Here is a 22695-nt window from a genome sequence, read left to right on the forward strand (position 1 = left end):
CGTCCTGCTCTTCCGACCCCGCGCCTGGCAGGCGTTCGTGGACGGGTGCCGGGCACTCTGAGCACCCGCGTCCATCGGCCCCCGCGCCGGCCGGATCCGGCCAAGACGTGGCCGGAGTCGTTCGGAGGGGTCGAAGGAAGGGCCGGGGGTCACTAAGGTCTCTCCGTCGTACCGGTGTACGTCGGTGATGCCCCGGGGAGGGAGGAAACCGGCCTGTGAGTCCGCGAGCGATGAAGGCGCTGCTCCGTGCGCTCGGCAGGGAGGCCGCCCAGGACCTGGACCGGCCCGCGGAGCCGGAGGCCGTCATGCGCGCCTTCTGCCGGGCGATGGGCGTGCGCGCGGGGCGGCCGGTGGAGCTGCTGTTCCGGGTGTTCCCCGCGGAGGTCCCGGTGTCGGGGCTGCGGCTGGACCTGGGGGACCGGTCCGTCATCGTGGTCGAGGAACGCACCGTTCCGGAGGCGCAGTTGGTGATCCTCGGGCACGAACTGTGGCACGAGGAGCAGGGCGGCTGCGGACACCGCACCGCCGGGCCCGCCGCCGTCTCCGCCCGGGCCGGGGCCCCGTCGCGGCAGGTGTCCGACGCGGCGCGGCGGGCGGCGGAGCGGATCCTCGCCGAGACCGAGGTGGAGCGCGACGCGCTGCGGGCCGTCGCGGCGCGGGCCGAGTCGCCCGACGAGCACGAAGTCGCCGCCGAGACCTTCGGGTTGCTGTTCGCCCGCGAGGCGCGCACCTGGATGCACGGCCGGTACGCCGAGGGCCCGGTGACCCCGGCGACCGTGGAGGGCCGGATGAACCTGTCGCTGACCAACCGCGGCGGGCGCCTGCTCTGATGGGTCCGACGGCTTCGTCTCACCAGTACCTCCAGTCATCCCAGTACCTCCAGCACTTCCACATCCCCTACGCCCTGCCCACCGCGCTGCTCGTCCTCGCCGTCCTCCTCAAGCTGCCGACGTTCGTGCGGGCGTGGCGCAACCCCGAGGTGCGGGCGACGACCGTGCTGCTGGCCTGCGCGGCCTGCGTGCTGGTCGTCATCACGCCCGTCAACATCGAGCGGCTGAACGCCTGGACGGGCGTCCCCAACTTCGCCTCGCCCTTCGCGTACTCGTTCCTGACCGCGTCCGGCGCGACCGGCCTGGCGATGATCACCCGGTGGCGTCAGCCGCCGTCGGAGCGGCGCAGGCGCGGCATCCGCCGCATCCACCTGGCGTACGGCGGGGTGGTGGCCGGGCTCTGGGTGACCTTCCTGCTCGCCAGCGTGCCGGAGCCGCGCATCTACGACCTGGACACCTACTACGCCGGCACCCCGTGGATGCGCGAGCACATCCTGCTCTACCTGGGCGCGCACGCGGTGACCGGCGTCGTCGCCACGCGGATGCTGCGGCAGTGGTCGCCGGCCGTGACCGATCCCTGGGTGCGGTCGGGGGTCGTCCTCCTGCTGGCCGGCTTCGCCTCCGGACTGGTCTTCGACGCGGCGAAACTGACCGCCGTGGCGGCCCGTTGGTGCGGCGCGGACTGGGACGTCCTCAGCACGCGGGTCGCGCCGCCGTTCGCGCTGCTGCAGGCGTCGCTGGTCGCCGTCGGGTTCATCGTCCCGCAGGCCGGGCCCGCGCTGCGCAACGCGGTCCGCGACCAGCGGGAGCACCTGCGGCTGCGGCCGCTGTGGCGGGCGCTGCGGGTGCTCGCCCCGGCGGCGGCACAGGCCCGCTTCGGGCTGTGGGTGCCGTTGGACCTGCGGGTCATGCAGCGCCGGCAGCGCATCCACGACGCGCTGCGGCTGCTGGCCCCGTACTACCGCCACGACGTCCACGAACGGGCCCTCGCCGCGGCGCGGGCCGCCGCCCACGACGAGGCGCGGGCCCGCGGCCTCGCCGGCGCGATCGCCCTGCGCGACGCCATCGACGCCTACACCGCCGGTGTCCCGGCGCCCGCCTCCGCGTCCGGGCGCCCGCCGGGCATCGGCACCGACATCAGCGACCACATCGGCACCATCTCCCTCGCCCTGTACCGACGGCGTGCCCTCGCCGACCTCGGCCGCCGGGCGACCAGCACAGAAAGCGGCCTCGACGCCCATGTCTGACAATCCCGTCACCCCCCGGCCGCGCGCCGTCGTCATCGGCGCGAGCGCGGCGGGCCTGTTCGCCGCCGCCGCGCTCGCCGAGCACGCGGACGTCACCCTCGTCGAGCGCGACGTCCTGCCCGAGGGGCCCGAGCCGCGCCGGGGCGTTCCGCAGGCCCGGCACGCGCACCTGGTGTGGAGCGGCGGTGTGCGGGCCCTGGGCGAGCTGCTGCCCGGGCTCGTCGACGACGTGGTGTGCCGGGGCGGGCGCCTGGTCCACATCATGGGCGACATGGTCTCCCGGGCCCCGAACGAGGTCTGGTTCCGCAGGTTCCTGGCGACCCGGCACCGGAACCTGGTCTGCTCGCGCGACCTGCTGGACTCCGTCGTCCGCGACCACGTCCTCAAGGACGGGCGGATCACCCTGTGCCAGGGCACCTCCGCCCTGGCCCTGGAGGGCGACGCCCGCCGGGTGAGGGGCGTACGGGTCGCGGGCGGCGACGGCGAGCGGGTGCTGGACGCCGACCTCGTCGTGGACGCGAGCGGACGCGGCTCCCGCGCCCCGCAGTGGCTCGCCGCCCTGGGCCTGCCCCCGGTCGCCGAGCGGGAGGTCGACGCCGGCCTCACCTACGCCACCCGCGTGTACCGCGCCCCCGGCACCACCGCCGACGGCGCCTTCCCGCTGGTCAACGTGCAGGCCAACCCGGCCGATCCGCCGGGGCGGGGCGGCATCGTCCTGCCCGTGGAGGGCGACCGGTGGATCGTCACCCTCGGCGGCACCCGCGGCGGTGAGCCCACCGCCGACCCGGACGCCTTCGTGCCGTACGCGCTCGGCCTCGCCGACCCGGTCATCGGCGAGCTGCTGCGCGACGCCGAACCGCTCGGCGACGTCACCGTCACCCGCAGCACCGCCAACCGGCGCCGCTACTACGAGAAGCTCACGCCCTGGCCCGACGGCTTCACCGTCCTCGGCGACGCCGTCGCCGGCTACAACCCGGTCTACGGGCACGGTCTGACCGTCGCCGCGCAGGGCGCCCTCGCCGTGAGCGACGTGCTGCGCCGCACCCCGCTCACGGCGCCCGGCACGGCCCGGGCCCTGCAGCGGGCCGCGGCCCGCCCGGTCGCCGGCGCCTGGGGGCTGGCCGTCGGGCAGGACGCCTTCTACCCGGGCGCCGCGGACACGCCGCCGACCGTGGTGGAGCGGCTCCTCGCCCGCTACGTCGACCGGGCCGTCGCCACCGGCGCGCGCAACCCGCGTGCCATGGGGGCCCTGCTCGACGTGATGAGCATGGAGCGGCCGCCGGCGCGGCTGTTCTCGCCGGACATGCTGGTGCCCATGCTGTTCGGCCCGAGGAAGCCGCACCTGGACGGCCCGCCGATCACCGAGGCGGAGCGCCGGGCGGCCCGCTCCTGACGTCCGCCCGGGGCCGCGTCACGTCAGCGGCGCGGACCGGTCGTCGCGCAGTTCGCAGTGGTCCGCCTCCGCGCCCCCGGTGTCGAACGGGACGCGCAGGCGGCTCGTGCCCCGGGCGGGGACGGCCGTCTCCCGGCGGACCTCCTCGAGCGTGTCGTCGGCGCCGTCCTTGAAGAGCACGGTGACGGCGAAGGAGTACTCGCGGCCGTTGGGGTTGGTGATCTCGACGGTGGCGTAGGGGGCGTCCGCGGTGGCGCAGCTCACCAGCTCCACGGTCGCGGCCTGCACACCGCTGCCGCCGCTGCCGCTGCTCCCGTTGCCGCTGCCGGAGTCCGCGCTGCCGCTCCCGCCGCTGCCGGAGTCCGCGCTGCTGCCGCCGCTCCCGTAGGAGCCGCTCGTGCCGCCGCCGTAGGAGCTGTCGTCGTCGTACTTGTACACGTCGCCGTCCGAGGACGTGTCGCCGCCCGAGGACGACGAGGAGCTGTCGTGGTCCTGGCCGCTGCTGCTGCAGCCGCCCCCGCCGCCTCCCCCGTCCCCGCCGCCGTGGCGTCCCGTCGAGAAGCCGGTCAGGCAGAGGACCACCAGTGCCGAGACCGCCGTGTACCTGAGTGCCCGTCCCCGTGTCGTCATGCCCCCACGCTAGTGAACTTCCGTCACAGTCGTGTCACCGCCCCGCCACGTCACGTGACCGCGCGGTGGTGTCTCACGTCGTGCGGGCCGTCCCCGTGCCCTTCTCCGCGTCCAGCGCGTACACGCACCGGTCCTTGCTGCAGGCGTACACGATGCCGTCCCGTACGACCGGGGAGCCGGTGATCTCGCCGCCCGTCGCCAGCTTCCAGCGCAGCCGGCCGTCGTCGGCCTTGAGCGTGTAGAGCAGGTGGTCCGTCGAGCCGAAGTGGATGCGGCCCTCGGCCACCGCGGGCGCGCCGACGATCTCGCCGCCCGCCTGGAAGCGCCACTTGGGCGTGCCGGTGACGGCGTCCAGGGTGTAGAGGCCCTTGCCGCTGCCCACGTGCACGTGGCCCGCGGCCACCAGCACCGGGTCGGTGGCGGAGCGGGCCTCGGTGGCGATGCGCCAGCGGTCGCGGCCGTCGGTGGCGTCGAGGGCGTACACCGTGCCGAGGTAGTCGGCCAGGTACACGCCGCCGCCGGTCACCGCGGGGCCCGGTACGAAGACCGGCGGGGAGAGGAAGACCGCGGGGGCCTCGAAGTGCCAGCGGACGTGCCCGGAGGTGACCTCCAGGGCGAGGACGCGGGTGCCGGCCGCGACGTACACGTAGCCGTCGGATGCCTGGGCGAGACGGACCGGTACGCCGCCGCAGGACGCCGCGTCGCCGACCGGGTACGACCAGCGCTCGTCGCCGGTGCGGGCGTCCAGGGCGCGCAGCCGGGCGTTCTGCCAGACGTACACCGTGCCGTCGTGGACGGCGGCGCCCGCCTCCGGGGACTCGAAGTCGGTCTGGCAGCCGGTGATCTCCCACAGCTTCTGGCCGCCGGAGGCCTCCCACGCCTGGACGCCGCCGCCTCGCGTGGCGGTGACGACGGTGCCCCGGTCGGCCTGGAGGGAGTAGACCCAGGCGTCGGTCTGGACGCGCCAGAGGTCGGTGCCCTCGCGGGCGTCCAGGGCGAAGAGCGTCGGGCCGTCGGAGGCGTGGACGCGTCCGTCCGCGACCGCCATCGACCAGGCCACGTCCCGGGTCTTGAAGCGGCGGCGTCCGGTGGCCACGTCCAGGGCGTGCACCTCGAAGGAGGTGACGTAGACGAGGTCCCCGTCGACGGCCGGGGTGCCCCACACGTCGTTGGACATGCGGAACCGCCAGGGACGCCAGCCGGCCGGGGACGTCTCGGCGGGGGGCGCGGGGGCGGGCGGCGCGGGGACGGCCGGGTCGGCGCCGGCCACGCCGGGGCGCGGCCGGGACCAGGAGGCGGCGAGCGCGGACTCCGGCGGCGGCGGGGCGACCGCGGCGGCGCGCATGTCGGCGACGCGCGGGCCGGGGCCGATGGGCACCGCGGCGCCGGCCAGCCGGACGGGGCCGGTGTCGGGTGCGCCGACGGGCGCGGACACCGGGGGCCCGTGCACGGACGGCGCCGGGACGACCGGGTCGTGCGAGGGCGGGGGCGGCAGCGGGGGCGCGGGCACGCCCGGGCGGGCACCGGCCGCGCCGGCGCTGCGGCCGCCCGTCGGCGCGGCGGGCCGGGCGGAGGTACGGCCGCCCCGGCGGCTCTCGATCAGGCTCACCGCCCGCTCGGGCAGCCACGCCGACGCCGTGCCGCTGTCGTCGGAGCCGGAGCCGAACAGGTGCGGGGCGAGCTGGGCCTGCAGATCGGCCGGATTGGGGCGGGCGGCGGCGTCCATCTGCATGCAGGACTCGATGAGCGGCCGCAGCTCCTCCGGGAGGCCCTCCAGGTCGGGGCCCTCGCGCAGCAGCATGAAGACCGTCTCGACCGGGTTGGCGCCGTGGAAGGGCGGGTGCCCGGTGGCGGCGAAGACCAGCATGGAGCCGAGCGAGAACACGTCGCTGGCGCCGGTGACGCTGCGGGAGTCCTTCGCCTGCTCCGGCGACATGTAGGCGGGGGTGCCGACGGCGACGTTCGTCATGGTCAGGCGGGTGTTGGAGACGCCGGAGGCGATACCGAAGTCGATCACCCGGGGGCCGTCCTCGACGACGAGGACGTTGGAGGGCTTGAGGTCGCGGTGGACCAGTCCGGCGCCGTGGATGGACTGGAGGGCCTCCGCGACGCCCGCCGCCAGCCAGCGCACGGCCTGGGCCGGCAGCGGCCCGCACTCGTTGACTATCTCCTCGAGGGAGGGCGCGGGGACGTAGGCGGTGGCCAGCCACGGCACGGCGGCCCGGGGGTCGGCGTCGACCACGGCCGCCGTGTAGAAGCCGGAGACCGCGCGGGCGGCCTCCACCTCGCGCGTGAAGCGGACGCGGAACAGCTGGTCCTCGGCGAGCTCCGTGCGGACCGTCTTGATCGCCACCCGCCGGCCCGACGCCGAGCGTGCGAGATAGACCAGCCCCATGCCGCCGGCGCCGAGCCGCCCCAGCACCTCGAACGGCCCGATCCGCCGCGGATCGTGCTGCGTCAGCTGATCCACCACTTGCCTGCCACCTCCCCGTACGCACCGCGCCACCCACATATGTACGCGGCCGAAGTGCAGCGTCTCACCACCGCACCGCCGCGGCGGCACACACCCCGATTCTTCCTGTCCGGAGCGCTGGTGGCGAACCCCGGGACAATCGGGATGTCCTACCGCAATACAGGGCGAACATCCGCCCGGTCCGGGCGCCGGGCGGCTCTCAGCGCTGCAGCAGCGCGAACGACGCCCCCTGCCCGTCGGTCACCACGGCCACCCTTCCGTACGACGTCTCGAACGCAGGCACCTGCACCCGTCCGCCGAGCCGGGCCACCGTGCCGAGCGCCGCCTCGCAGTCCTCCACCCGGAAGTGGACGAGGAAGTGCGGCGGCATCTCGGCGGGGAAGACGTCGGTCACCGCGGCGCGGCCGAAGTCGGGTGCGGCGTCCGGGCCGAAGAGGGCGTCGTGGAACAGGTCGCCGTAGAAGGCGTCGGCGGCCTCGGTGTCGCGGGTGTACAGCTCGGCCCAGGCGAACGCGCCCGGCCGGTGCCGTACGCCGAAGCCGGTGAAGGCGCCCTCCCCGGCGCCGGGGTCCCGCTGCCACAGGGCGAAGACCGCGCCCTGCGGGTCGGTGACGAGGGCGGTCGTGCCCAGGTCCGCGACGGGCTCCGGCGGGGTGACGACCTGCCCGCCCGCCTCCCGGATCCGTCCGGCCAGCGCACGGGCGTCACGGGTGGCGAAGTACACCGTCCACACGCTGGGCATCCGGCCGTCCGTCTTGGGCACCAGCGCGGCGACGGGCTCGCCGTCCAGCCGGGCCCGCGCGAAAGCGCCGTGCCCGGCCGTCCCGAAGGTCCATCCGAACAGCTCGCCGTAGAAGCGCTTGCCCGCCTCCACGTCGGAGAGGTGTGCGTCCACCCAGCAGGGGACGCCTTCCGCGTACGCGGACGCACGGGAGGCGGAGGGGCTGTTTTCGGCCATGCCGCCAACGTAACCGCGTCCCGCGTACCGCGCAGACCAGGCACTCCAGCCACTTGTCACCCGCTCACCCCATTTGCAGTCGGCCGAATCGCGCGGTGAACGCCCGTCGGTAAGCTGACGGCATGACAGGACAAGTGCGCACCGTGGACGGCCGCGTGGCCGGTCGACGCGGGCAGGCGACCCGGCAGAAACTGCTCGACTGCCTGGACGACATGCTCAGCTCCTCTCCCTACCGGGACGTCAAGGTCATCGATGTCGCCCGGAAGGCAGGCACTTCGCCCGCGACCTTCTACCAGTACTTCCCGGACGTCGAGGGAGCCGTCCTGGAGATCGCCGAGCAGACGGTCGCCGAGAGCTCCGTCCTGGCCGACCTGGCGGCGGGCCGCTCCTGGACCGGGAAGTCCGGCTGGCAGACGGCGCAGGAACTCGTCGACGGATTCCTGGAGTTCTGGCGGAAGAACGACGCGATCCTCCGGGTCGTCGACCTGGGTGCCGCGGAGGGCGACAAGCGGTTCTCCAAGCTCCGGATGAAGATCCTCAACTCGGTGAACTCGGCCCTCGCCGACTCCGTCGCCGACCTGCAGGCCAAGGGCAGGGCCGACAAGGACGTGAACCCGGCGGCGATCGCCGGTGCGCTGGTCACGATGCTGTCGGGCGTCGCCTCGCACCAGAAGGCCTTCACCTCCTGGGGCGTCAAGCAGGCCGAACTCAAGCCCGCCCTCGCCCTGTTGATGTACCTGGGCATCACCGGCAAGAAGCCCGCGAAGTAACACCGCCGACCGTCACGCGCCGGCCTGTCATCCCCGCCCGAGCTCCGCTCCGCGCCTCTCCTCTTCTCCCGCAGACGCTCCGCCGGCCGCGCCCCCCTTTTTTCGGCACCGGCCCGCCCCGCAACGGCCGCCCGGCCGACCGGACTTCGCTCCCCGCGCAGGCACGCGGGCCGCCGGACGCCCGGGAAGAACACGGCGAGCAGCTCCTCGCCCCCGTACGGCCCGAGCGCCGCCCCTCCGCCCCCGGCCAGGGGTGAACCGTACGGTGATCGCCCCGCGCCCGGCCCCCGGCCACGTGACAATCGGGACATGGAAACCGATCTTCACGAGCTGCTGAGGTCGCTGCGGGTGTGGGACCCGGCCGTCACCGAGCTGCCACCCTTCGACCCGGCCACCGCGCCCGGCGACCCGCTGCCGCTGTTCGTCCGGTGGTTCGCCGAGGCGGTGGCGGCCGGGCAGAACGAGCCGCACACCGTGTCGCTGGCGACGGCCGACGCGGAGGGCTGGCCGGACGTACGGATCGTGATGCTGCACGGCGCGGACGCGGACGGCTGGTCCTTCGCCACGCACGCCGACAGCCGCAAGGGCCTGCACCTCGTCGCCCGCCCCTACGCCGCGCTCGTCTTCTACTGGCCGGTGCTGGGCCGCCAGGTGCGGGTGCGCGGCCCGGTCACCGTGGCCCCGGCCGAGGAGGCCCGGGCCGACCTGCGCGTCCGGTCGACCGGCGCCCTGGCCGCCGCCCTCACCGGCAGGCAGAGCGCCCCGCTGAGCTCCCCGGAGGAACTGGCGCGCGCCTCGGACGCGGCCTGGGAGCAGGCCGAGCGGGACCCGGACGCGCCCGTGCCGTCCTGGACGCTGTACCGGCTGCGGCCGGACGAGGTGGAGTTCTTCCAGGGCGACGCCCGCCGCCGCCACGTACGCCTCGCCTACCGGCGGGCGGAGGGAGCCTGGCGCACGCAGCTGCTGTGGCCGTGAGCCGGCGCGTCGCGCCGGCCGGGGACACGGGAGCGGGCCGGCCCTGAGCGGCCCCGTTCAGGACGCCGCGAGCGGCGCGGTGGTGCGGCGCCGGATCACCAGGGCCATCAGGGCCGCCACCGCGCACAGGGCTCCGGAGGCGTACCAGACGACGTCGTAGGAGCCGAAGGTGTCGCGGGCGACGCCGCCGAGGAAGGCGACGAGGGCGGCGCCGACCTGGTGGGAGGCGAGGACCCAGCCGAAGACGATCGCGCTGTCCTCGCCGTACTGCTCGCGGCACAGGGCGAGGGTGGGCGGGACGGTGGCGACCCAGTCGAGGCCGTAGAAGACGATGAAGAAGACCATCGGCGGGTGGACGCCGGGCGCCAGCAGGAGGGGGAGGAAGAGGAGGGAGACGCCGCGCAGGGCGTAGTAGACGGCGAGCAGGCGGCGGGGTTCGAAGCGGTCGGTGAACCAGCCGGAGGCGATCGTGCCGATCACGTCGAAGACGCCGATGACGGCGAGCAGCGAGGCGGCGGTGGTCAGCGGCATGCCGTGGTCGTGGGCGGCGGGCACGAAATGAGTCTGGATCAGGCCGTTGGTGGAGGCGCCGCAGATCGCGAAGGTGCCGGCCAGCAGCCAGAACGGGCCGGTGCGCACGGCGGAGAACAGGACCTTCAGGGCGCGGCGGGCGGCGCCGGGGACGGGAGCGGGCTTGGGCACGAACTCCTCGGCGCCGTACGGCTTCAGGCCGACGTCGGCGGGATGGTCGTGCAGGAGGAGCCAGACGAAGGGAACCACGGCGAGGGCGGCCAGGGCGACGGTGACGGCCGCGGGGCGCCACTGGTACGTCTCCACGATCCAGGACAGCAGCGGCAGGAAGACCAGCTGTCCGGAGGCGGAGGCGGCGGTGAGGAGGCCGGTGACCAGTCCGCGCCGTTCGGTGAACCACCGGTCGGTGACGGTGGCGGCGAAGGCCAGCGCCATCGAGCCGGAGCCGAGGCCGACCAACAGCCCCCAGCACAGGATGAGTTGCCAGGCGGAGTCCATCCACACGGTCAGGCCCGAGCCGAGCGCGATGACGGTGAGGGCGACGGCGACCACGCGGCGGATGCCGAAGCGGTCCATCAGCGCGGCGGCGAAGGGCGCGGTCAGGCCGTAGAGCGCGAGGTTGACGGAGACGGCGGCGCCGATGGTGCCGCGCGACCAGCCGAAGTCGTCCTGGAGCGGGTCGATGAGGATGCCGGGCAGGGAGCGGAAGGCGGCGGCGCCGACGATCGTCACGAAGGTGACGGCGGCCACCCACCAGGCACGGTGCACCCGGGTGCCGCGGCGCGGCCGGACGGGCCCGGGCCGCCGGGCTGCTGCTGTGGCGTCGGTTGTCTGGGTCACGTCATCGAGCTTCGGGTACCCGCCCTTCCCGATCGAGTGGCCCGAAGGCCACTGTTCACTAGGATCGGGCCATGACTCCCGTCCGTACGCACCGCCCGCACCGCGTCGTCGTGCTCGCCCTCGACGGCGCGATCCCCTTCGAACTGGGCATTCCGCAGCGGATCTTCGGGCGGGCCCGGGACGAGCACGGGCGCGGACTGTACGAGGTCGTCACCTGCTCGGTACGGCCGCCGGGGCCGGTGCGGACGGACGCCGACTTCGCGATCCTGGTCGAGAACGGCCCCGAGGCGCTGGCCACGGCGGACACGGTCGTCGTCCCGGCGTCGTACGAGCTGGGGCCGGTGTTCGAGGAGGGCAGGCCGACCGGGGAGCTGGCCTCGGCGCTGGCCCGGATCCGGCCCGGCACCCGGCTGGTGGCCATCTGCACGGGGGGCTACGTGCTCGCCGCCGCCGGGTTCCTCGACGGGCGTCCCGCGACCACGCACTGGGCCTCCGCCGAGCACTTCCAGCGCCTGTTCCCGAAGGTCCGGGTCGACGCCGGCGTGCTGTTCGTCGACGACGGCGACGTGCTCACCTCGGCCGGGGTCGCGGCGGGGATCGACCTGTGCGTGCACCTCGTGCGCCGGGACCACGGCACCGCCGTCGCCAACGACGTGGCCCGGCGGACCGTCGTGCCGCCGCACCGCGACGGCGGGCAGGCGCAGTACATCGCGCGGCCGGTGCCCGATCCGCAGCAGTCGTCCACGACCAGGGCCCGCGCCTGGGCGCTCGCCCGGCTGCAGGAGCCGATCCGGCTGCGGGACATGGCCGAGCAGGAGGCCATGTCGGTGCGGACCTTCACCCGCCGGTTCCGGGAGGAGGCGGGCCTCAGCCCGGGCCAGTGGCTGACCCTGCAGCGCGTGGAACGGGCCCGGCATCTGCTGGAGTCCACCGCGCTCTCCGTCGACCAGGTGGCGCACGAGGCGGGCTTCGGGACGGCCCAGTCGATGCGGCAGCATCTGCAGGCGGTGCTCGGGGTCACACCGACCGCGTACCGGCGGACGTTCCGGGCCGGGTCGTCCACGGCCCGTGGCGGGTGAGGGCGCCTCCGGAAAGTGCCGGCCGGCGGCGCTGTGCCGGTCGCCCCGAGCATGGCACCGCGCGCCGCCGCCCGACTCCGGCGCTCCCGCCCGGCTCCCGTCGCCCCCTGAGGAACCGCCGCCGCATCACGACCCGCACTCGCCGAGGGCTCCGTCACCGAGTCCTCGCCGTCCCCTCGCGGCGAATCGCTGACTGCCAGCGTGAAGAAGCGGTGACTCACCGTCAACCACTGGCGGGAGATTCATCCCGTATCTCCCGTTCTCACGGGGACGCGCACGGAAGCACACCCGGCGCACCACCGCACCGGCGTCCGGACGGGCGGTGCCGGTGCGTCCCGTTCGCCTACACCGCCTCGTAGGTCAGCCCTTCGCGTGGCGCCGAGCCGTCCGCGCAGGCCGTCGGGCCGGCGGGGCCGGTACCGCGGTCGAGTTCGCACCAGATGCGCTTGCCGCTGCCCTCGAGGCTCCAGCCCCAGCGGTCGGCGAGGCCGTCGACGAGGGCGAGGCCCCGGCCGCCCGTCGCGTCGCCGTCCACGCAGCGGGGCGCCGGGGCGTTGCCGCTGTTGTCGTCCACCTCGAGACGGACCGTGGCCTCTCCGTCCGCCGTACCGGGCAGGAGCAGCCGCACCACGGCCGGACGGCCGGTGTGCACCACGGCGTTGGTGACGAGCTCGGAGACGAGCAGGACCAGCGTCTCGGCCAGGGGTTCGTCGGCCTGTATCCCGGATCCGGCGAGCCGTGAGCGCGCCCACCGGCGGGCTCGCCCGACCTCTGCGGGGTCGGGCCGGATCTCCAGCTGCACTTGAAGCACCTGCACCGCTCACACCATCCGAACCGGCGGACACAAAGGCTCGCGCCTCATGAGGGCCACGATCGTAGCCATTTCCTGCATGACCAGAACAACGGCCGGGTCGGGCATCACGGAACGTGATTCCCGTACGGGACAGCATGGTTGACGTTCCGTCACGTCAACAAGCGCTTCGGGCATATTCCCGCGCGAAGGAGTACTCGTGCGGCATACTGTGCGACGCCCGTCCCGGGGAGTCGAACAGGGGGGCGGCTCAAGGCCGTTCCGCCCCGGGGGCAAGGCGCGTACGTCGCTCGTCAGGGCGCGCCGGAAGCAGTGCCGGGACACCCGGCGCCCCGGGGTGTGCGCTCCCCGCGCAGGGCGCCGGAGGGCGAGCGCCGGCTCCGGACCGTGACGTGGCGCCCACGGGAACCGGCCCGCCGCTCACCTTCCGGGAGCCTTTCCCGCCACGGAGCGTGACACCGCGCGGGACGCGCCGTCCCCGCGCGGGTCGACGGGTCACTCGGGGACGGTGAACCAGCGGGCGAAGGCCGGGACGGCCTCCGCCTCCCCGACCCTGCCGTCGCCGTCCGCGTCGAGTTCGCCGGCGACCGCGCGGGCCGCGTCCGCGGGGACGCCGAGCGCGGTGAGCACGCGCGCGGTGTCGGCCACGGTGACGGCGCCGTCGCCGTCCGCGTCGGCCACGGCCAGGACCGCGTGCAGGAAGGGACGGGCGATCTCGGCGAACCCCTCCGGGTTGTCCCGCAGCCTCTTGACCGCCGCGGTGACGAACTCGTCGCGGGTGATGCGCTGGTCGCCGTCCCGGTCCGCGATGCCGGCCATGCCCTGCCAGAGCGCCTCCGCGCCGGCGTACAGGGCCTGGCCCCTGTCGGAACGGGCGGCGACGGCGAACTCGGCGAGCAGCGCCTTGGCCGCCGCGTTGAAGTCCTGCCGGTCGATGTAGCCGTTGCCGTCCTGGTCGAAGGTGGCGAACCGCGCCGCGATCCTGCGCTCGTACTCGCTGTTGACCATGTCTTCTCCGACCGCCTTTGCTGCGTCACGTCGGTGGGTGCGTCTGGCACGGAGGGTACGTCGCCCGCACCCCGCCCGCAGGGGGAACCGGGGTCCGTCCCTCCCCGGGGTGCGGTCCGGGGAGGCCCGCCGCGCGAGGAGGTGTCCGTCCGGGCGGTCTACGCGGTGAGCGGGCGCGGGCGGTCGCCGGTCGCGGAGGCGAGGTCGGGGTGGACGTCGAAGAGCCGGCGCACGCCGAGCGCGCCGAGGACCCGGTTGACGTGGGAGCCGTCGACGGCGCCCTGGGCGGGCAGTATCAGACGCAGCCGCCCCTGGCAGGAGCGGATCAGCCGCCGGGCGGCGATGAGCACGCCGACCCCGCTGGAGTCGCAGAACAGGACCTCGGAGAGGTCCAGGACGAGGCTGTGCCGTCCCTCGGCCACTTCGTCGTGCACCCGCTGCCGCAGCACCGGGGACGTCACCAGATCCAGTTCGCCCGACACCCGGAGCACGGCCCAGTCGCCCCGCTCGCCGCCGGTCACCTTGAGCGTCACCACCGTGCCCTTCATCCGTCGGTACGTCGGGTTCCGCCCGAAGCGGACGTCATGCCTACGCTTCCTGGGCGCGCGCCTGCCCACCGGCCGTTCCCGCAAACGCCCGGCCAGAAACAGACCTCGATCAAAAAAGGCTTGTTTCAAACGGTTTCGATCCGGTTCGATCGAATTCGGTCGCACACAGGAGGGTAGGCGGTCCCCCCGGAGGGTGCGCAAGCGCCCTACCACCTGCGGGCCGCCCGGGGCGTGCATTGGCACAAAGGGGCGTGCGGTGTCGGACCTGCCGACTACATTCGGGGAGACGGTGGCCACAGAGTGGATACCGGCCCGGGACCGGCCCGGCCGTCGGGCCCGAGCAGGGGGGTGGAGGAGCCGGATGGCGAAGAAGGACCTGCCGCTGCGCTGGGACCGCAAGATGCAGCAACGGCTCGCCCGGGGCGAGGCCGCCGCCCTCGGCGAGTTCTACGACCGGTACGCCTCGCTCGTCCACGGCCTCGCGCACCGTGTGCTGGACGACGAGGGGGCCGCCGACCGCGTCACCCGCGACGTGTTCGCGCACGTCTGGGAACACCCGGACACCTACGACCCCGGCCAGGGCCCGCTGCGCACCTGGGTCGCCGAGCTGACCCGCCGCCTGGCCGTGCAGCGGCTGCGGGCCACCGAGACGGCCGCCCTCGCGCGCGGCGCCGGCACCGTCGAGGAGCTGGAGCTCAAGGTGCGCGACGCCTCGGTCGCCGCCCGCGCCGACTACATCGTCCAGTCCATGCCGGCCCCGCTGCGCGCGGCCCTGGAGCTCGCCTACTTCCAGCGCCGCGACTACCGTCAGGCCGCCGCCGACCTCGGCGTGACGGAGGACGAGGCCCGCCGCCGCCTGCGCCTGGGCCTGCAGTTGCTGGCCACCGCCCACGACGCCGGATCGCCGGGGGCGCCGCCCGGGTACGGAGGTGCCGCATGAGCGGGGCGTACGACGAGCACGGCAGGAACGAGGGGAACGACCGGAACGACGTGCCCGGCGGCGCGGCCGGCCCTGCGGCGCGCATCCCGGTGCCGCGCGCCTCCGTGGAGGACCGCGGGCTCCTCCTGCCCGCGGCCCGGCCGGCCGGCCCCCTCGTACTGGAGCACCACGTGCTGACCTCCCTCCTCGGCGCCTGGGCGCTGGCCGCCTGTTCCCCCGAGGAGGCCGCGGCCGTCGAGGACCACCTGGGTGAGTGCGGCGGCTGTGCCGAGGAGGCGCTGCGCCTGCGCGACGCCGTCGGACTGCTCCAGCGTCCCGACGCCCTCGATCTGAAACCCGCCCTGCGCACCCGCGTCCTGGAGGGCTGCCTGGAACGCCGCCCGCCCCGCATCCCGGTCCCCGGGTGGGCCGCGCCGTACGACGCCGAGACGGCGCGGCTGGACGCGCTGCTGCAGGACTTCGGGGACGCCGAGTGGCACGCGCCGGTCCGGCTGCGCTGGTTCGAGGAGGAGGACACGACGAGCCGGCGCACCACCGTCGCCGGGGTCATCGCGCACCTGCTGGCGGTCGACGGGCTGGTCGGCGTCGCACTGGGCCTGCCCGACCCGCTCGGTGAGATCACCCCGCGGGCGCCGACACCGGTGAGCCGCACCGAGGCGTACTGGCGCGCCTCGCACTACCCGCCCACGCGCACGGTGCGGGCGCCCTGGCGCGAGCAGAGCCACGCCCTCGTCAGGACGGTGGCGTTCACCGGCGGCTCGGACGGTGCGGGCGGGGCCGGCCGGATGCCGGTCTCCTACGGCGACTTCGCGCTGCCGCTGCACGACGCCATGCTGGACCGGGCGTTCGAGTGCTGGGTGCACGCGGAGGACATCGCCGCGGCGGTGGACTACCCGTACAGGAAGCCCGCGCCGGAGCATCTGCACCGCATGATCGACCTCGCCGCCCGGCTGCTGCCGAACGCCCTGGCCGCACGCCGCAGGGCCGGACTCGCCGCCCCCGGCGACCGCCGCCACCTGGTCGCGGCGGGCGGGCCGGGGCGCAGCCTGCGGCTGGAGATCGAGGGCTCGGGCGGCGGCGAGTGGTTCATCTCCCTGGACTCGCCCGGAGCGGTGGGCTCCGCCGAGCACGAGGTGGCCCACATCGCCCTGGACGACGTCGAGTTCTGCCGCCTGGCCGCGGGCCACGTGCCTCCGGCGGAGGCCGCGGCGGGGCAGGTCGGGGACCGCGAGGCGATCCGGGACGTGCTGTTCGCGGCGGCGAGCCTGAGCCGGATGTAGGGGTGGCGGCGGCTTCGCGGGCGGCCTCGGGGCAGGCCCCCGTCTCCTAGGCGAAGACCACCGTGCGGCGCCCGTTCAGCAGGATGCGCCGCTCCGCGTGCCACTTCACGGCGCGCGCCAGCGCCTGGCACTCCACGTCCCGCCCGATCGCGACCAGCTGGTCCGGCGTGACGTCGTGGCCGACCCGCTCGACCTCCTGCTCGATGATCGGCCCCTCGTCGAGGTCGGCCGTCACGTAGTGCGCGGTCGCCCCGATCAGCTTCACGCCCCGGGCGTGCGCCTGGTGGTACGGCTTGGCGCCCTTGAAGCTCGGCAGGAAGGAGTGGTGGATGTTGATGATCCGGCCGCTGAGCCGCTTGCACAGGTCGTCGGAGAGCACCTGCATGTAGCGGGCGAGGACGACCAGCTCGACGTTCTCCTCGCGCACGATCTCCAGCAGCCGCGCCTCGGCGTCCGCCTTGGTGTCCTTCGTCACGGGGATGTGGTGGAAGGGGATGTCGTAGGAGCCCACCAGCTCCGCGAAGTCGGTGTGGTTGGACACCACGGCGGCGATCTCCACCGGCAGTGCCCCGATCCGGGCCCGGAAGAGCAGGTCGTTCAGGCAGTGCCCGAACCTGCTCACCATGAGGACGATGCGCATCTTCTCGTCGGCCCGGTTGATCTGCCAGTCCATGTGGAAGGAGTCGCCGATCGCCGCGAAGCTCGCCCGCAGCTTCTCCACCGTCACCGGTGCCTCGGCCGAGAAGTGGACCCGCATGAAGAACAGTCCGGTGTCGTGGTCACCGAACTGCTGGCTGTCCTCGATGTTGCAGCCGGTCATGAACAGGTAGCTCGACACGGCGTGCACGATGCCCTGTTTGTCGGGGCAGGAGAGGGTGAGGACGTACTGTTCGGCCGGTGCGGCGGCGGTGCTGGGCTGCTCGTTCATGCGGGAAAGGGTCCCATATCCGGTCCGGTGACCGGCGGCCGTCCCGTCAGGCGGACCGGGTCATGAGCCGCAGGAGATCGAGGCTGCGCGGCGCGGCCTCCGGGTCGTCGCCGTCGCTGGTGGCCAGCCGGACGTGCGCGTCCCGGGCCGCCCGCACCGCCTCCGGCCAGTCCGGGTGGCCGAGGTAGGCGGACACCGGCGCGTCCGGCCCCACCTGGTGCATGATCCGCAGCACCCGCAGCACGGCGGTGTCGACGAGGGCCGCCTCCTGGGAGTCCCGGAAGATGGTGCCGACGTACTTCTCTGCGGACCAGTGGTCCAGCCAGGTGTCCTCCACCAGCCGGTACACCGCGTCCGTGACGTCGCCGTAGCCGGGCGTGCCGGCCAGCCAGACGTCCCGCTGGAAGGCGGGGGCGGAGAGCATGTGCAGCGCGGAGCGCACATTGCTGCGCCAGCGCCACCACGGCATGTCGTTGAGCGGCATGCCCCCCATGGTGGAGGAGCGGCGGCCGCGACGGGAAGTGTTCTCCGAACCTTGCACGGTCATCGATCGTACGTTCCCCTCCGTCCGTGCCGTGCCGGCCCCCGCAATTCACCTCGGTGTCACCCCGCGTTGACCGGAGATCACTTCCAGGTTATCCGTGTGGCGGAATCGTGCGTGTCCATGACCGGCAGGCGACGCAACCGCAGCACCCTCCTCCGCGGCCTCCGCGGCCGTTCCCGGCCCGCCCGGACCGGCGGGCCGGCCGCGGGCGCGCTGACCGCGGGTGCGCTGGCGGCGTGCGCGTCGCTCGTCGCCGGCTGCGGGGTCGTCCCCGGTGTCACGGGGAGTTCCGGGGACGACCCGATCACCGTCATGACCTGGGCGCCCGCGGACACGGGCGCCACCAACAAGCCCGGCATGCCCGCCTTCGCCCGCGCCTACGCCCGCTGGGTCAACGCCGACGGCGGCCTCGGCGGACGCACCCTGAAGGTGCTGACCTGCAACGACCACAACGACAGCGTGGCCGCCGCGAAATGCGCCCGCCTCGCCGTCAAGGAGAAGGCCGTCGCCGTCGTCGGCTCCTACAGCCAGCACGCCGACTCCTTCTTCCCCATCCTGGAGGGCGCCGGCATCCCCTACATCGGCGGCTACGGCATCACGAACGCCGAGTTCACCAGCCCCCTGTCCTACCCGGTCAACGGCGGGCAGCCCGCGCTGCTCGCCGGTCTGGGCACCGCGCTCGCCGACGCGTGCGGGCCCGTCACGCTGATCCGTCCCGACACCATCGCCGGCGACCAGCTGCCCGCCCTGCTCGACTCCGGGCTGACCTCGGGCGGACACGACCGGGCCCACGACCAGCGGGCGCCGGAGGACGCCACCGAGTACGACGGCCAGTCCGGGCGGGCGCTGCGGCAGGCGACCGCCGAGCCCGGGCGGACGGGCTGCGTGGTGCCGGTCCTCGGCGACCGCACCGGCACCTTCATGGACTCCTTCCGGCGGGCCCGCGAGGACTATCCGCGGGTGCGGACGGCGACCGTGCTGGGCAGCGTCGACCAGTCGGCCGTCAACGCGACCGGCGGCGCCTCGGGCCCCTACGAGGGCGCCTACGTCACCGGCTGGTACCCGGGGGCGGACGATCCGGCCTGGGACGGGATGAAGAAGGTGATCGAGGAGGAGGCGTTCGGCGACAACAGCGTCGACGCCCTGGACGCCGGGGTGCAGACGACCTGGATCGCCTACACCGTGTTCAAGGAGGTCGTCGAGTCGCTCGGCGACGGCGAGGTGAGCGCGGACTCCGTCACCCGGGCCCTGGACGGCGGTCTCGAGGTCGGCACGGGCGGCCTCACGCCGACGCTGCGGTGGGAGTTCCAGGACAAACTGGCCTCGGTCGGCTTCCCCCGCCTGGTCAACGCCGAGGTCACCCTGCAGGTGGTCCGGCAGGGCCGGCTGGTGTCGGCCCGCAAGGGCGCCGTCGACACCACGCGGACCCTGCGCGACGCCGACGTCCTGTGACGCTCGGGGCGGACCGCAGAGCCCGCCCCGAGCGGTCACAGCTGGGTCGGCTGGCGCTCGGTCAGGCCGTACCGCTCGGCGATGGCGTTCCAGAGCTTGGCGGCCTTGGCCTTCTCCTTGGTGGCCGTGCCGCTCGCCCGGTTGGCCTCGCTGGGCTGGGTGGCGGCCTTGCCCTTCTTGCAGCCCTTCTTGCCGGCCGTGCGGTCCGCCCAGGCCGCGTAGTGGTTGTCGGCCGAGGCGGAGGCCTGCCACGCCTTGGTGAGCGCGGTGGTCAGCTCGGTGTGCCGGGGCAGCTTGTCCACGGACAGCCGGGAGAGGCTGGTGACCAGCCCGGTGCGCTGCTTAGCGGCCTCGCGCAGGTCCTTGGCGGCCTGGGGCAGGTTGTCGCAGGACCGCACGTCGGCCACGGCGTTGATCACGGTGGTCCGGCTGTTGCCGCTGTGGGCGAGCAGCTTGTCCAGCTCGACGGCCTGCTGCCGGGCCGGGTCGGCGGACGGCGACGCGGAGGCCGACGGGACCGGCGCGGACGGGGCTGCCGCGGCGGGGGCCGTGGCCGACACGTTCTGGCCGGCGCCCTTGTCGCCGCCCTCCCCGCCGGCCATCATCGCGCCGGCACCGACCCCGACGACGGCGATGCCGACACCGACGGCCACCAGCACCGGCAGCCGCGAACCGGTCCGCCCGCCGTGACCGCCGCCCCGCCGGCCGCCGCCGGGGCCCTGCGGGCCGTAGCCGGCCGGGCCGCCGGGGCGCACGGGGTCCGGCTCGTCGATGCGGGGCAGCTGCTGGGTCGCGGAGGCCGGGGAGTCGGCGGGCGGCGCGCTGCGGAAGAGACTGTCGAACTCGGGGGGCGGCTGCCTGCCGTCGTCGGCGCCGGGGGCACCGCCGTGGGGTGCCGCGGCGGGTCCGGCGGGGACGGGCGCGATGTACTGCGTGGCCTCGGCGTCGGGGTGGTGGGCCGGCGGCGCGGCGGGCGCGGGCCGCTGCGGTGCGTGGCCGGGGAAGCCGGCCGTCCCGGCGGGTCTCTCGGGGGGCAGCGCCCCCGGGTTCACGGGCGGTATGTACTGCGTCGCGCCCTCGTCGACGGGCACGCCGACCGGCGGGAGGTACTGGGTGACGCCCTCGTCGACGGGTGCGCCGACCGGCGGTATGTACTGCGTCGCGCCCTCGTCCGGCGGCAGCGGCGCAGCGGCACCCGCGGACTGCCCGTACGGCTGATGGCCGTGCGCGTGCCGGCCGTACGCCTGCTGCCCGTACGACTGCGGCTCGTACGACTGCGGCTGACCGTACGCCTGTTGCCCGTACGGCTGCTCCTGCTGCTGCCCGTACGGCGGTCGTGCCTCGTGGGCGGCACCGGGGCCGGCCGGGGGCAGTGGGTTCTCCGGGGGCAGCGGGCCGGGGCCCCGGGCCGGGCCCTGATGGGCAGGCGGAGCAGGCCAGGAACCCCCCTGGGACGGGCCGTGCTGCGGACCGGACGCCCACTGCTGGTCCCAGCTCTGGGCGTCCTGCGGGCCGGCGGGACCGCCCGCCGGGCCCGGCGGCACGGGCGCGCCACCGTCCGAGGGCAGCACGATGCCTTCGTGCGCTTGCCGCGCCGAGGGCTCCTCGCCCTGTCCACTCTGCGTCACCGGGACTCCTACGAATGGGGGACCTTCGGAATCGTCGGCTCACGCTACCGGGTCCCCGAAGTCCCCTGCCACGCCGCATGGGGCGTGACCTCCTCCCCTGTGACCGCTGTAACAGAACCGGGCCGCGGCACGCTGTTCATGTCCCTTCTCGCGTTCCGCGCGGTGTCCCCGCGCGCGTGCGCGCGCCGCCGGCCCGGCCCCTCACGCGGCTGCGGGCAGGTCGAGCCGCGCCCCGAACTCCCTCACCACCGTCTCCTCCCGGTAGGGCTCCAGCCGCTGCTGGAAGTCCTCCAGGTACTCCGCGCCCCGGTGGGAACGCAGGGATCCCAGCAGCTCCACGGCCTTCAGGGCCGTGTGGCAGGCCTGTTCGATCTCGCGCTGCTGCACCTGCGCCGTCGCGAGCAGCACATGACCGATGGCCCGCCTGCGGACCCGTGAACCGGGGTGCCCGTCCAGCGACTGCCGTGCGTAGCGCGCCGCCGCGTCGGCCTGGCCGAGATCGCGGTGACAGTGCGCCAACTCGTCGGCCAGGTAGGCCTGGTCGAAGTGCGCGATCCAGTCCGGGTCGTCCCCGGACGCCGAGTCGGCCGACTCCATCGCCCCGACCGCCCGGCCGGCCGCCTCGTGCGCCGCCCGCACGTCACCGAGCAGGGCGTGACCGCGCGCCTCGGCGGCGTGGAACATCGACTCCGCCCGCGGGGTGACCCGCCCACGCGCACCCTCCCGCGCCGCGCGCGCCAACTGCGCGATCTCCCGCGGGTTTCCGAGCTGCGCGGCCAGGTGGCTCATCGACGCGGCGAGGATGTAGCCGCCGTAGCCCCGGTCCCCGGCGGCCTGGGCGAGCCGCAGTGCCTGGATGTAGTACCGCTGGGCCAGGCCCGGTTGGCCCGTGTCGACGGCCATGTATCCGGCCAGCTCGGTGAGTCGGGCGACGGTGGCGAACAACTCCCGTCCCACCGCCTCCCGGTAGGAGCCGGCGAGCAGCCCGGAGACGACACTGTTGAGGTAGTGGACGACGACCGGGCGCACATGCCCGCTGCCGTACTGGTGGTCCAGGTCGACCAGCGCCCGCGTCATCGCCCGCACGGCCGCCACGTCGGACGGGCCCACCCGGGGCCCCGTCGAGCGCGCCACCTGCGGATCGGGGGTGGAGATCAGCCAGTCCCGGCTGGGCTCGACCAGCGCGGAGGCGGCGACGGAGGAACCGGACAGGAAGTCCCGCCGCCCCACGTCGCTGCGCCACAGCTCACAGACCTGCTCGATGGCCCCCAGTACCGTCGGCGAGAACTGGAGGCCGACGCCCGACGCCAGGTTCTTGCCGTTGGCCATGCCGATCTCGTCGATCGTGACCGTACGGCCGAGCTTGCGGCCCAGGGCCTCCGCGATGATCGCCGGGGCCCGGCCGCGCGGCTGCTGTCCGCGCAGCCAGCGGGCCACCGACGTCTTGTCGTACCTCAGGTCGAGGCCGTGCTCGGCGCCGCACATGTTCACCCGGCGGGCGAGGCCCGCGTTCGAGCAGCCCGCTTCCTGAATGAGCGCCTGCAGCCGTTCGTTCGGCTGCCGCGCCACGAGAGGCCTTGCGGCCATGGCGTACCCCCATGCGGTCTCGATGCTGTCTCGGCGGAACGGGAGTTTCCGGCCGTGAAGATCAATGCCCAGCGAATGTGCCGACAATGCGAGGCTTGCGAGGTTTGCCGGGGTGACGGTCCGTGGCGTCCCGTGAACGCCCCGTGCCGGCCCCCGGGCGTGGCTACCCAGCACCGGCCGCGGATCCTCCCGCGCGCCCCCGTACGTGCATCCATGCGCCCCGGGTGCGGGGCCGGTGCTCCT

The 22695-nt window shown here is 74.6% G+C and carries 20 protein-coding genes; 9 read left to right on the top strand and 11 right to left on the bottom strand.

Translation table 11 applies throughout. The features are described from left to right. The first annotated feature begins 215 nt into the window (after positions 1–215). Genes ACFYOJ_RS05280 through ACFYOJ_RS05290 form a run of 3 tightly spaced genes read left to right on the top strand, consistent with a single transcriptional unit; the run spans position 216 to position 3470 of the window. Positions 216–830, top strand: a complete 615-nt coding sequence (locus tag ACFYOJ_RS05280) for a toxin (protein WP_356553484.1) — start codon at positions 216–218, stop codon at positions 828–830. After that, complete coding sequence (locus tag ACFYOJ_RS05285; RefSeq protein WP_356553483.1) at positions 830–2077, top strand: MAB_1171c family putative transporter; 1248 nt, start codon at positions 830–832, stop codon at positions 2075–2077. The genes ACFYOJ_RS05280 and ACFYOJ_RS05285 overlap by 1 nt, the downstream gene beginning before the upstream one ends. Then, positions 2070–3470 (top strand): FAD-dependent monooxygenase, encoded by a 1401-nt coding sequence (locus ACFYOJ_RS05290; RefSeq protein ID WP_356553481.1) that lies wholly within the window; start codon positions 2070–2072, stop codon positions 3468–3470. Before ACFYOJ_RS05285 ends, ACFYOJ_RS05290 begins: the two co-directional genes overlap by 8 nt. An 18-nt stretch (positions 3471–3488) precedes the next feature. Here ACFYOJ_RS05290 and ACFYOJ_RS05295 read toward each other — a convergent pair whose 3' ends face one another. The 3 genes from ACFYOJ_RS05295 to ACFYOJ_RS05305 form a co-directional block, all read right to left on the bottom strand. Beyond that, entirely contained in the window at positions 3489–4100 is a 612-nt protein-coding gene (locus ACFYOJ_RS05295; protein WP_356553479.1) for a hypothetical protein, read from the bottom strand. Positions 4101–4173: 73 nt separating this feature from the next. Further along, positions 4174–6573: a serine/threonine-protein kinase gene (locus ACFYOJ_RS05300; RefSeq protein WP_356553478.1), complete on the bottom strand. Its 2400-nt coding sequence runs from the start codon at positions 6571–6573 to the stop codon at positions 4174–4176. A 199-nt stretch (positions 6574–6772) separates the two neighbouring features. Continuing rightward, positions 6773–7531 (bottom strand): VOC family protein, encoded by a 759-nt coding sequence (locus tag ACFYOJ_RS05305; RefSeq protein ID WP_356553477.1) that lies wholly within the window; start codon positions 7529–7531, stop codon positions 6773–6775. A gap of 134 nt (positions 7532–7665) precedes the next feature. Here ACFYOJ_RS05305 and ACFYOJ_RS05310 point away from each other — a divergent pair, with 134 nt between their 5' ends. Both ACFYOJ_RS05310 and ACFYOJ_RS05315 read left to right on the top strand, forming a co-directional pair. Further along, positions 7666–8301 carry a TetR family transcriptional regulator gene (locus tag ACFYOJ_RS05310; protein WP_356553549.1) on the top strand — a complete coding sequence of 212 codons (636 nt, stop codon included), beginning with the start codon at positions 7666–7668 and terminating at the stop codon, positions 8299–8301. Between the two features lie 309 nt (positions 8302–8610). Further along, positions 8611–9276 carry a pyridoxal 5'-phosphate synthase gene (locus ACFYOJ_RS05315; protein WP_356553476.1) on the top strand — a complete coding sequence of 222 codons (666 nt, stop codon included), beginning with the start codon at positions 8611–8613 and terminating at the stop codon, positions 9274–9276. 57 nt (positions 9277–9333) lie between these two features. Here ACFYOJ_RS05315 and ACFYOJ_RS05320 read toward each other — a convergent pair whose 3' ends face one another. Beyond that, complete coding sequence (locus ACFYOJ_RS05320) at positions 9334–10647, bottom strand: MFS transporter (RefSeq protein WP_356553474.1); 1314 nt, start codon at positions 10645–10647, stop codon at positions 9334–9336. A 71-nt stretch (positions 10648–10718) separates the two neighbouring features. Here ACFYOJ_RS05320 and ACFYOJ_RS05325 point away from each other — a divergent pair, with 71 nt between their 5' ends. Beyond that, a complete protein-coding gene (locus ACFYOJ_RS05325) occupies positions 10719–11726 on the top strand; it encodes a helix-turn-helix domain-containing protein (RefSeq protein ID WP_356553472.1) in 1008 nt (335 codons plus the stop codon). A gap of 343 nt (positions 11727–12069) precedes the next feature. Here ACFYOJ_RS05325 and ACFYOJ_RS05330 read toward each other — a convergent pair whose 3' ends face one another. From ACFYOJ_RS05330 to ACFYOJ_RS05340, 3 genes are all read right to left on the bottom strand, one after another. Beyond that, complete coding sequence (locus ACFYOJ_RS05330) at positions 12070–12528, bottom strand: ATP-binding protein (RefSeq protein WP_356553548.1); 459 nt, start codon at positions 12526–12528, stop codon at positions 12070–12072. Between the two features lie 504 nt (positions 12529–13032). Next, on the bottom strand, positions 13033–13545 hold the full coding sequence (locus ACFYOJ_RS05335; RefSeq protein WP_356553470.1) for an EF-hand domain-containing protein: 513 nt from the start codon (positions 13543–13545) through the stop codon (positions 13033–13035). Between the two features lie 158 nt (positions 13546–13703). After that, positions 13704–14093, bottom strand: coding sequence for an STAS domain-containing protein (locus ACFYOJ_RS05340; protein ID WP_356553468.1), 390 nt, complete (start codon positions 14091–14093; stop codon positions 13704–13706). Between the two features lie 361 nt (positions 14094–14454). On the opposite strand from ACFYOJ_RS05340, the gene ACFYOJ_RS05345 reads away from it, so the two are divergent. Together ACFYOJ_RS05345 and ACFYOJ_RS05350 are read left to right on the top strand one after the other, a co-directional pair. Next, complete coding sequence (locus ACFYOJ_RS05345) at positions 14455–15033, top strand: sigma-70 family RNA polymerase sigma factor (protein WP_356553467.1); 579 nt, start codon at positions 14455–14457, stop codon at positions 15031–15033. Continuing rightward, positions 15030–16313 (top strand): zf-HC2 domain-containing protein, encoded by a 1284-nt coding sequence (locus ACFYOJ_RS05350; RefSeq protein WP_356553465.1) that lies wholly within the window; start codon positions 15030–15032, stop codon positions 16311–16313. The genes ACFYOJ_RS05345 and ACFYOJ_RS05350 overlap by 4 nt, the downstream gene beginning before the upstream one ends. A gap of 46 nt (positions 16314–16359) precedes the next feature. On the opposite strand, the gene purU is transcribed toward ACFYOJ_RS05350, so the two are convergent. Both purU and ACFYOJ_RS05360 read right to left on the bottom strand, forming a co-directional pair. Then, the gene (gene purU / locus ACFYOJ_RS05355; RefSeq protein ID WP_356553464.1) at positions 16360–17241 is read right to left on the bottom strand and encodes a formyltetrahydrofolate deformylase; all 882 of its coding nucleotides are present in this window, start codon (positions 17239–17241) and stop codon (positions 16360–16362) included. Positions 17242–17287: 46 nt separating this feature from the next. Next, on the bottom strand, positions 17288–17788 hold the full coding sequence (locus tag ACFYOJ_RS05360) for a hypothetical protein (RefSeq protein WP_356553462.1): 501 nt from the start codon (positions 17786–17788) through the stop codon (positions 17288–17290). A gap of 117 nt (positions 17789–17905) precedes the next feature. Here ACFYOJ_RS05360 and ACFYOJ_RS05365 point away from each other — a divergent pair, with 117 nt between their 5' ends. Beyond that, the gene (locus ACFYOJ_RS05365) at positions 17906–19237 is read left to right on the top strand and encodes an ABC transporter substrate-binding protein (RefSeq protein ID WP_356553460.1); all 1332 of its coding nucleotides are present in this window, start codon (positions 17906–17908) and stop codon (positions 19235–19237) included. Between the two features lie 35 nt (positions 19238–19272). On the opposite strand, the gene ACFYOJ_RS05370 is transcribed toward ACFYOJ_RS05365, so the two are convergent. Together ACFYOJ_RS05370 and ACFYOJ_RS05375 are read right to left on the bottom strand one after the other, a co-directional pair. Then, entirely contained in the window at positions 19273–20865 is a 1593-nt protein-coding gene (locus tag ACFYOJ_RS05370; RefSeq protein ID WP_356553459.1) for a hypothetical protein, read from the bottom strand. A gap of 201 nt (positions 20866–21066) precedes the next feature. Next, positions 21067–22452, bottom strand: coding sequence for a transcriptional regulator (locus ACFYOJ_RS05375; protein WP_356553457.1), 1386 nt, complete (start codon positions 22450–22452; stop codon positions 21067–21069). Positions 22453–22695: the final 243 nt, after the last annotated feature.

The sequence above is a fragment of the Streptomyces sp. NPDC006384 genome (assembly GCF_042870695.1).
GTDB lineage: Bacteria > Actinomycetota > Actinomycetes > Streptomycetales > Streptomycetaceae > Streptomyces.

Coding starts and splice junctions, on each gene's coding strand:
- ACFYOJ_RS05285 (WP_356553483.1), top strand. CDS start 830: ATGGGTCCGACGGCTTCGTCTCACCAGTACCTCCAGTCATCCCAGTAC.
- ACFYOJ_RS05290 (WP_356553481.1), top strand. CDS start 2,070: ATGTCTGACAATCCCGTCACCCCCCGGCCGCGCGCCGTCGTCATCGGC.
- ACFYOJ_RS05295 (WP_356553479.1), bottom strand. CDS start 4,100: ATGACGACACGGGGACGGGCACTCAGGTACACGGCGGTCTCGGCACTG.
- ACFYOJ_RS05305 (WP_356553477.1), bottom strand. CDS start 7,531: ATGGCCGAAAACAGCCCCTCCGCCTCCCGTGCGTCCGCGTACGCGGAA.
- ACFYOJ_RS05315 (WP_356553476.1), top strand. CDS start 8,611: ATGGAAACCGATCTTCACGAGCTGCTGAGGTCGCTGCGGGTGTGGGAC.
- ACFYOJ_RS05325 (WP_356553472.1), top strand. CDS start 10,719: ATGACTCCCGTCCGTACGCACCGCCCGCACCGCGTCGTCGTGCTCGCC.
- ACFYOJ_RS05335 (WP_356553470.1), bottom strand. CDS start 13,545: ATGGTCAACAGCGAGTACGAGCGCAGGATCGCGGCGCGGTTCGCCACC.
- ACFYOJ_RS05340 (WP_356553468.1), bottom strand. CDS start 14,093: ATGAAGGGCACGGTGGTGACGCTCAAGGTGACCGGCGGCGAGCGGGGC.
- ACFYOJ_RS05345 (WP_356553467.1), top strand. CDS start 14,455: ATGGCGAAGAAGGACCTGCCGCTGCGCTGGGACCGCAAGATGCAGCAA.
- ACFYOJ_RS05350 (WP_356553465.1), top strand. CDS start 15,030: ATGAGCGGGGCGTACGACGAGCACGGCAGGAACGAGGGGAACGACCGG.
- purU (WP_356553464.1), bottom strand. CDS start 17,241: ATGAACGAGCAGCCCAGCACCGCCGCCGCACCGGCCGAACAGTACGTC.
- ACFYOJ_RS05360 (WP_356553462.1), bottom strand. CDS start 17,788: ATGACCGTGCAAGGTTCGGAGAACACTTCCCGTCGCGGCCGCCGCTCC.
- ACFYOJ_RS05365 (WP_356553460.1), top strand. CDS start 17,906: ATGACCGGCAGGCGACGCAACCGCAGCACCCTCCTCCGCGGCCTCCGC.
- ACFYOJ_RS05375 (WP_356553457.1), bottom strand. CDS start 22,452: ATGGCCGCAAGGCCTCTCGTGGCGCGGCAGCCGAACGAACGGCTGCAG.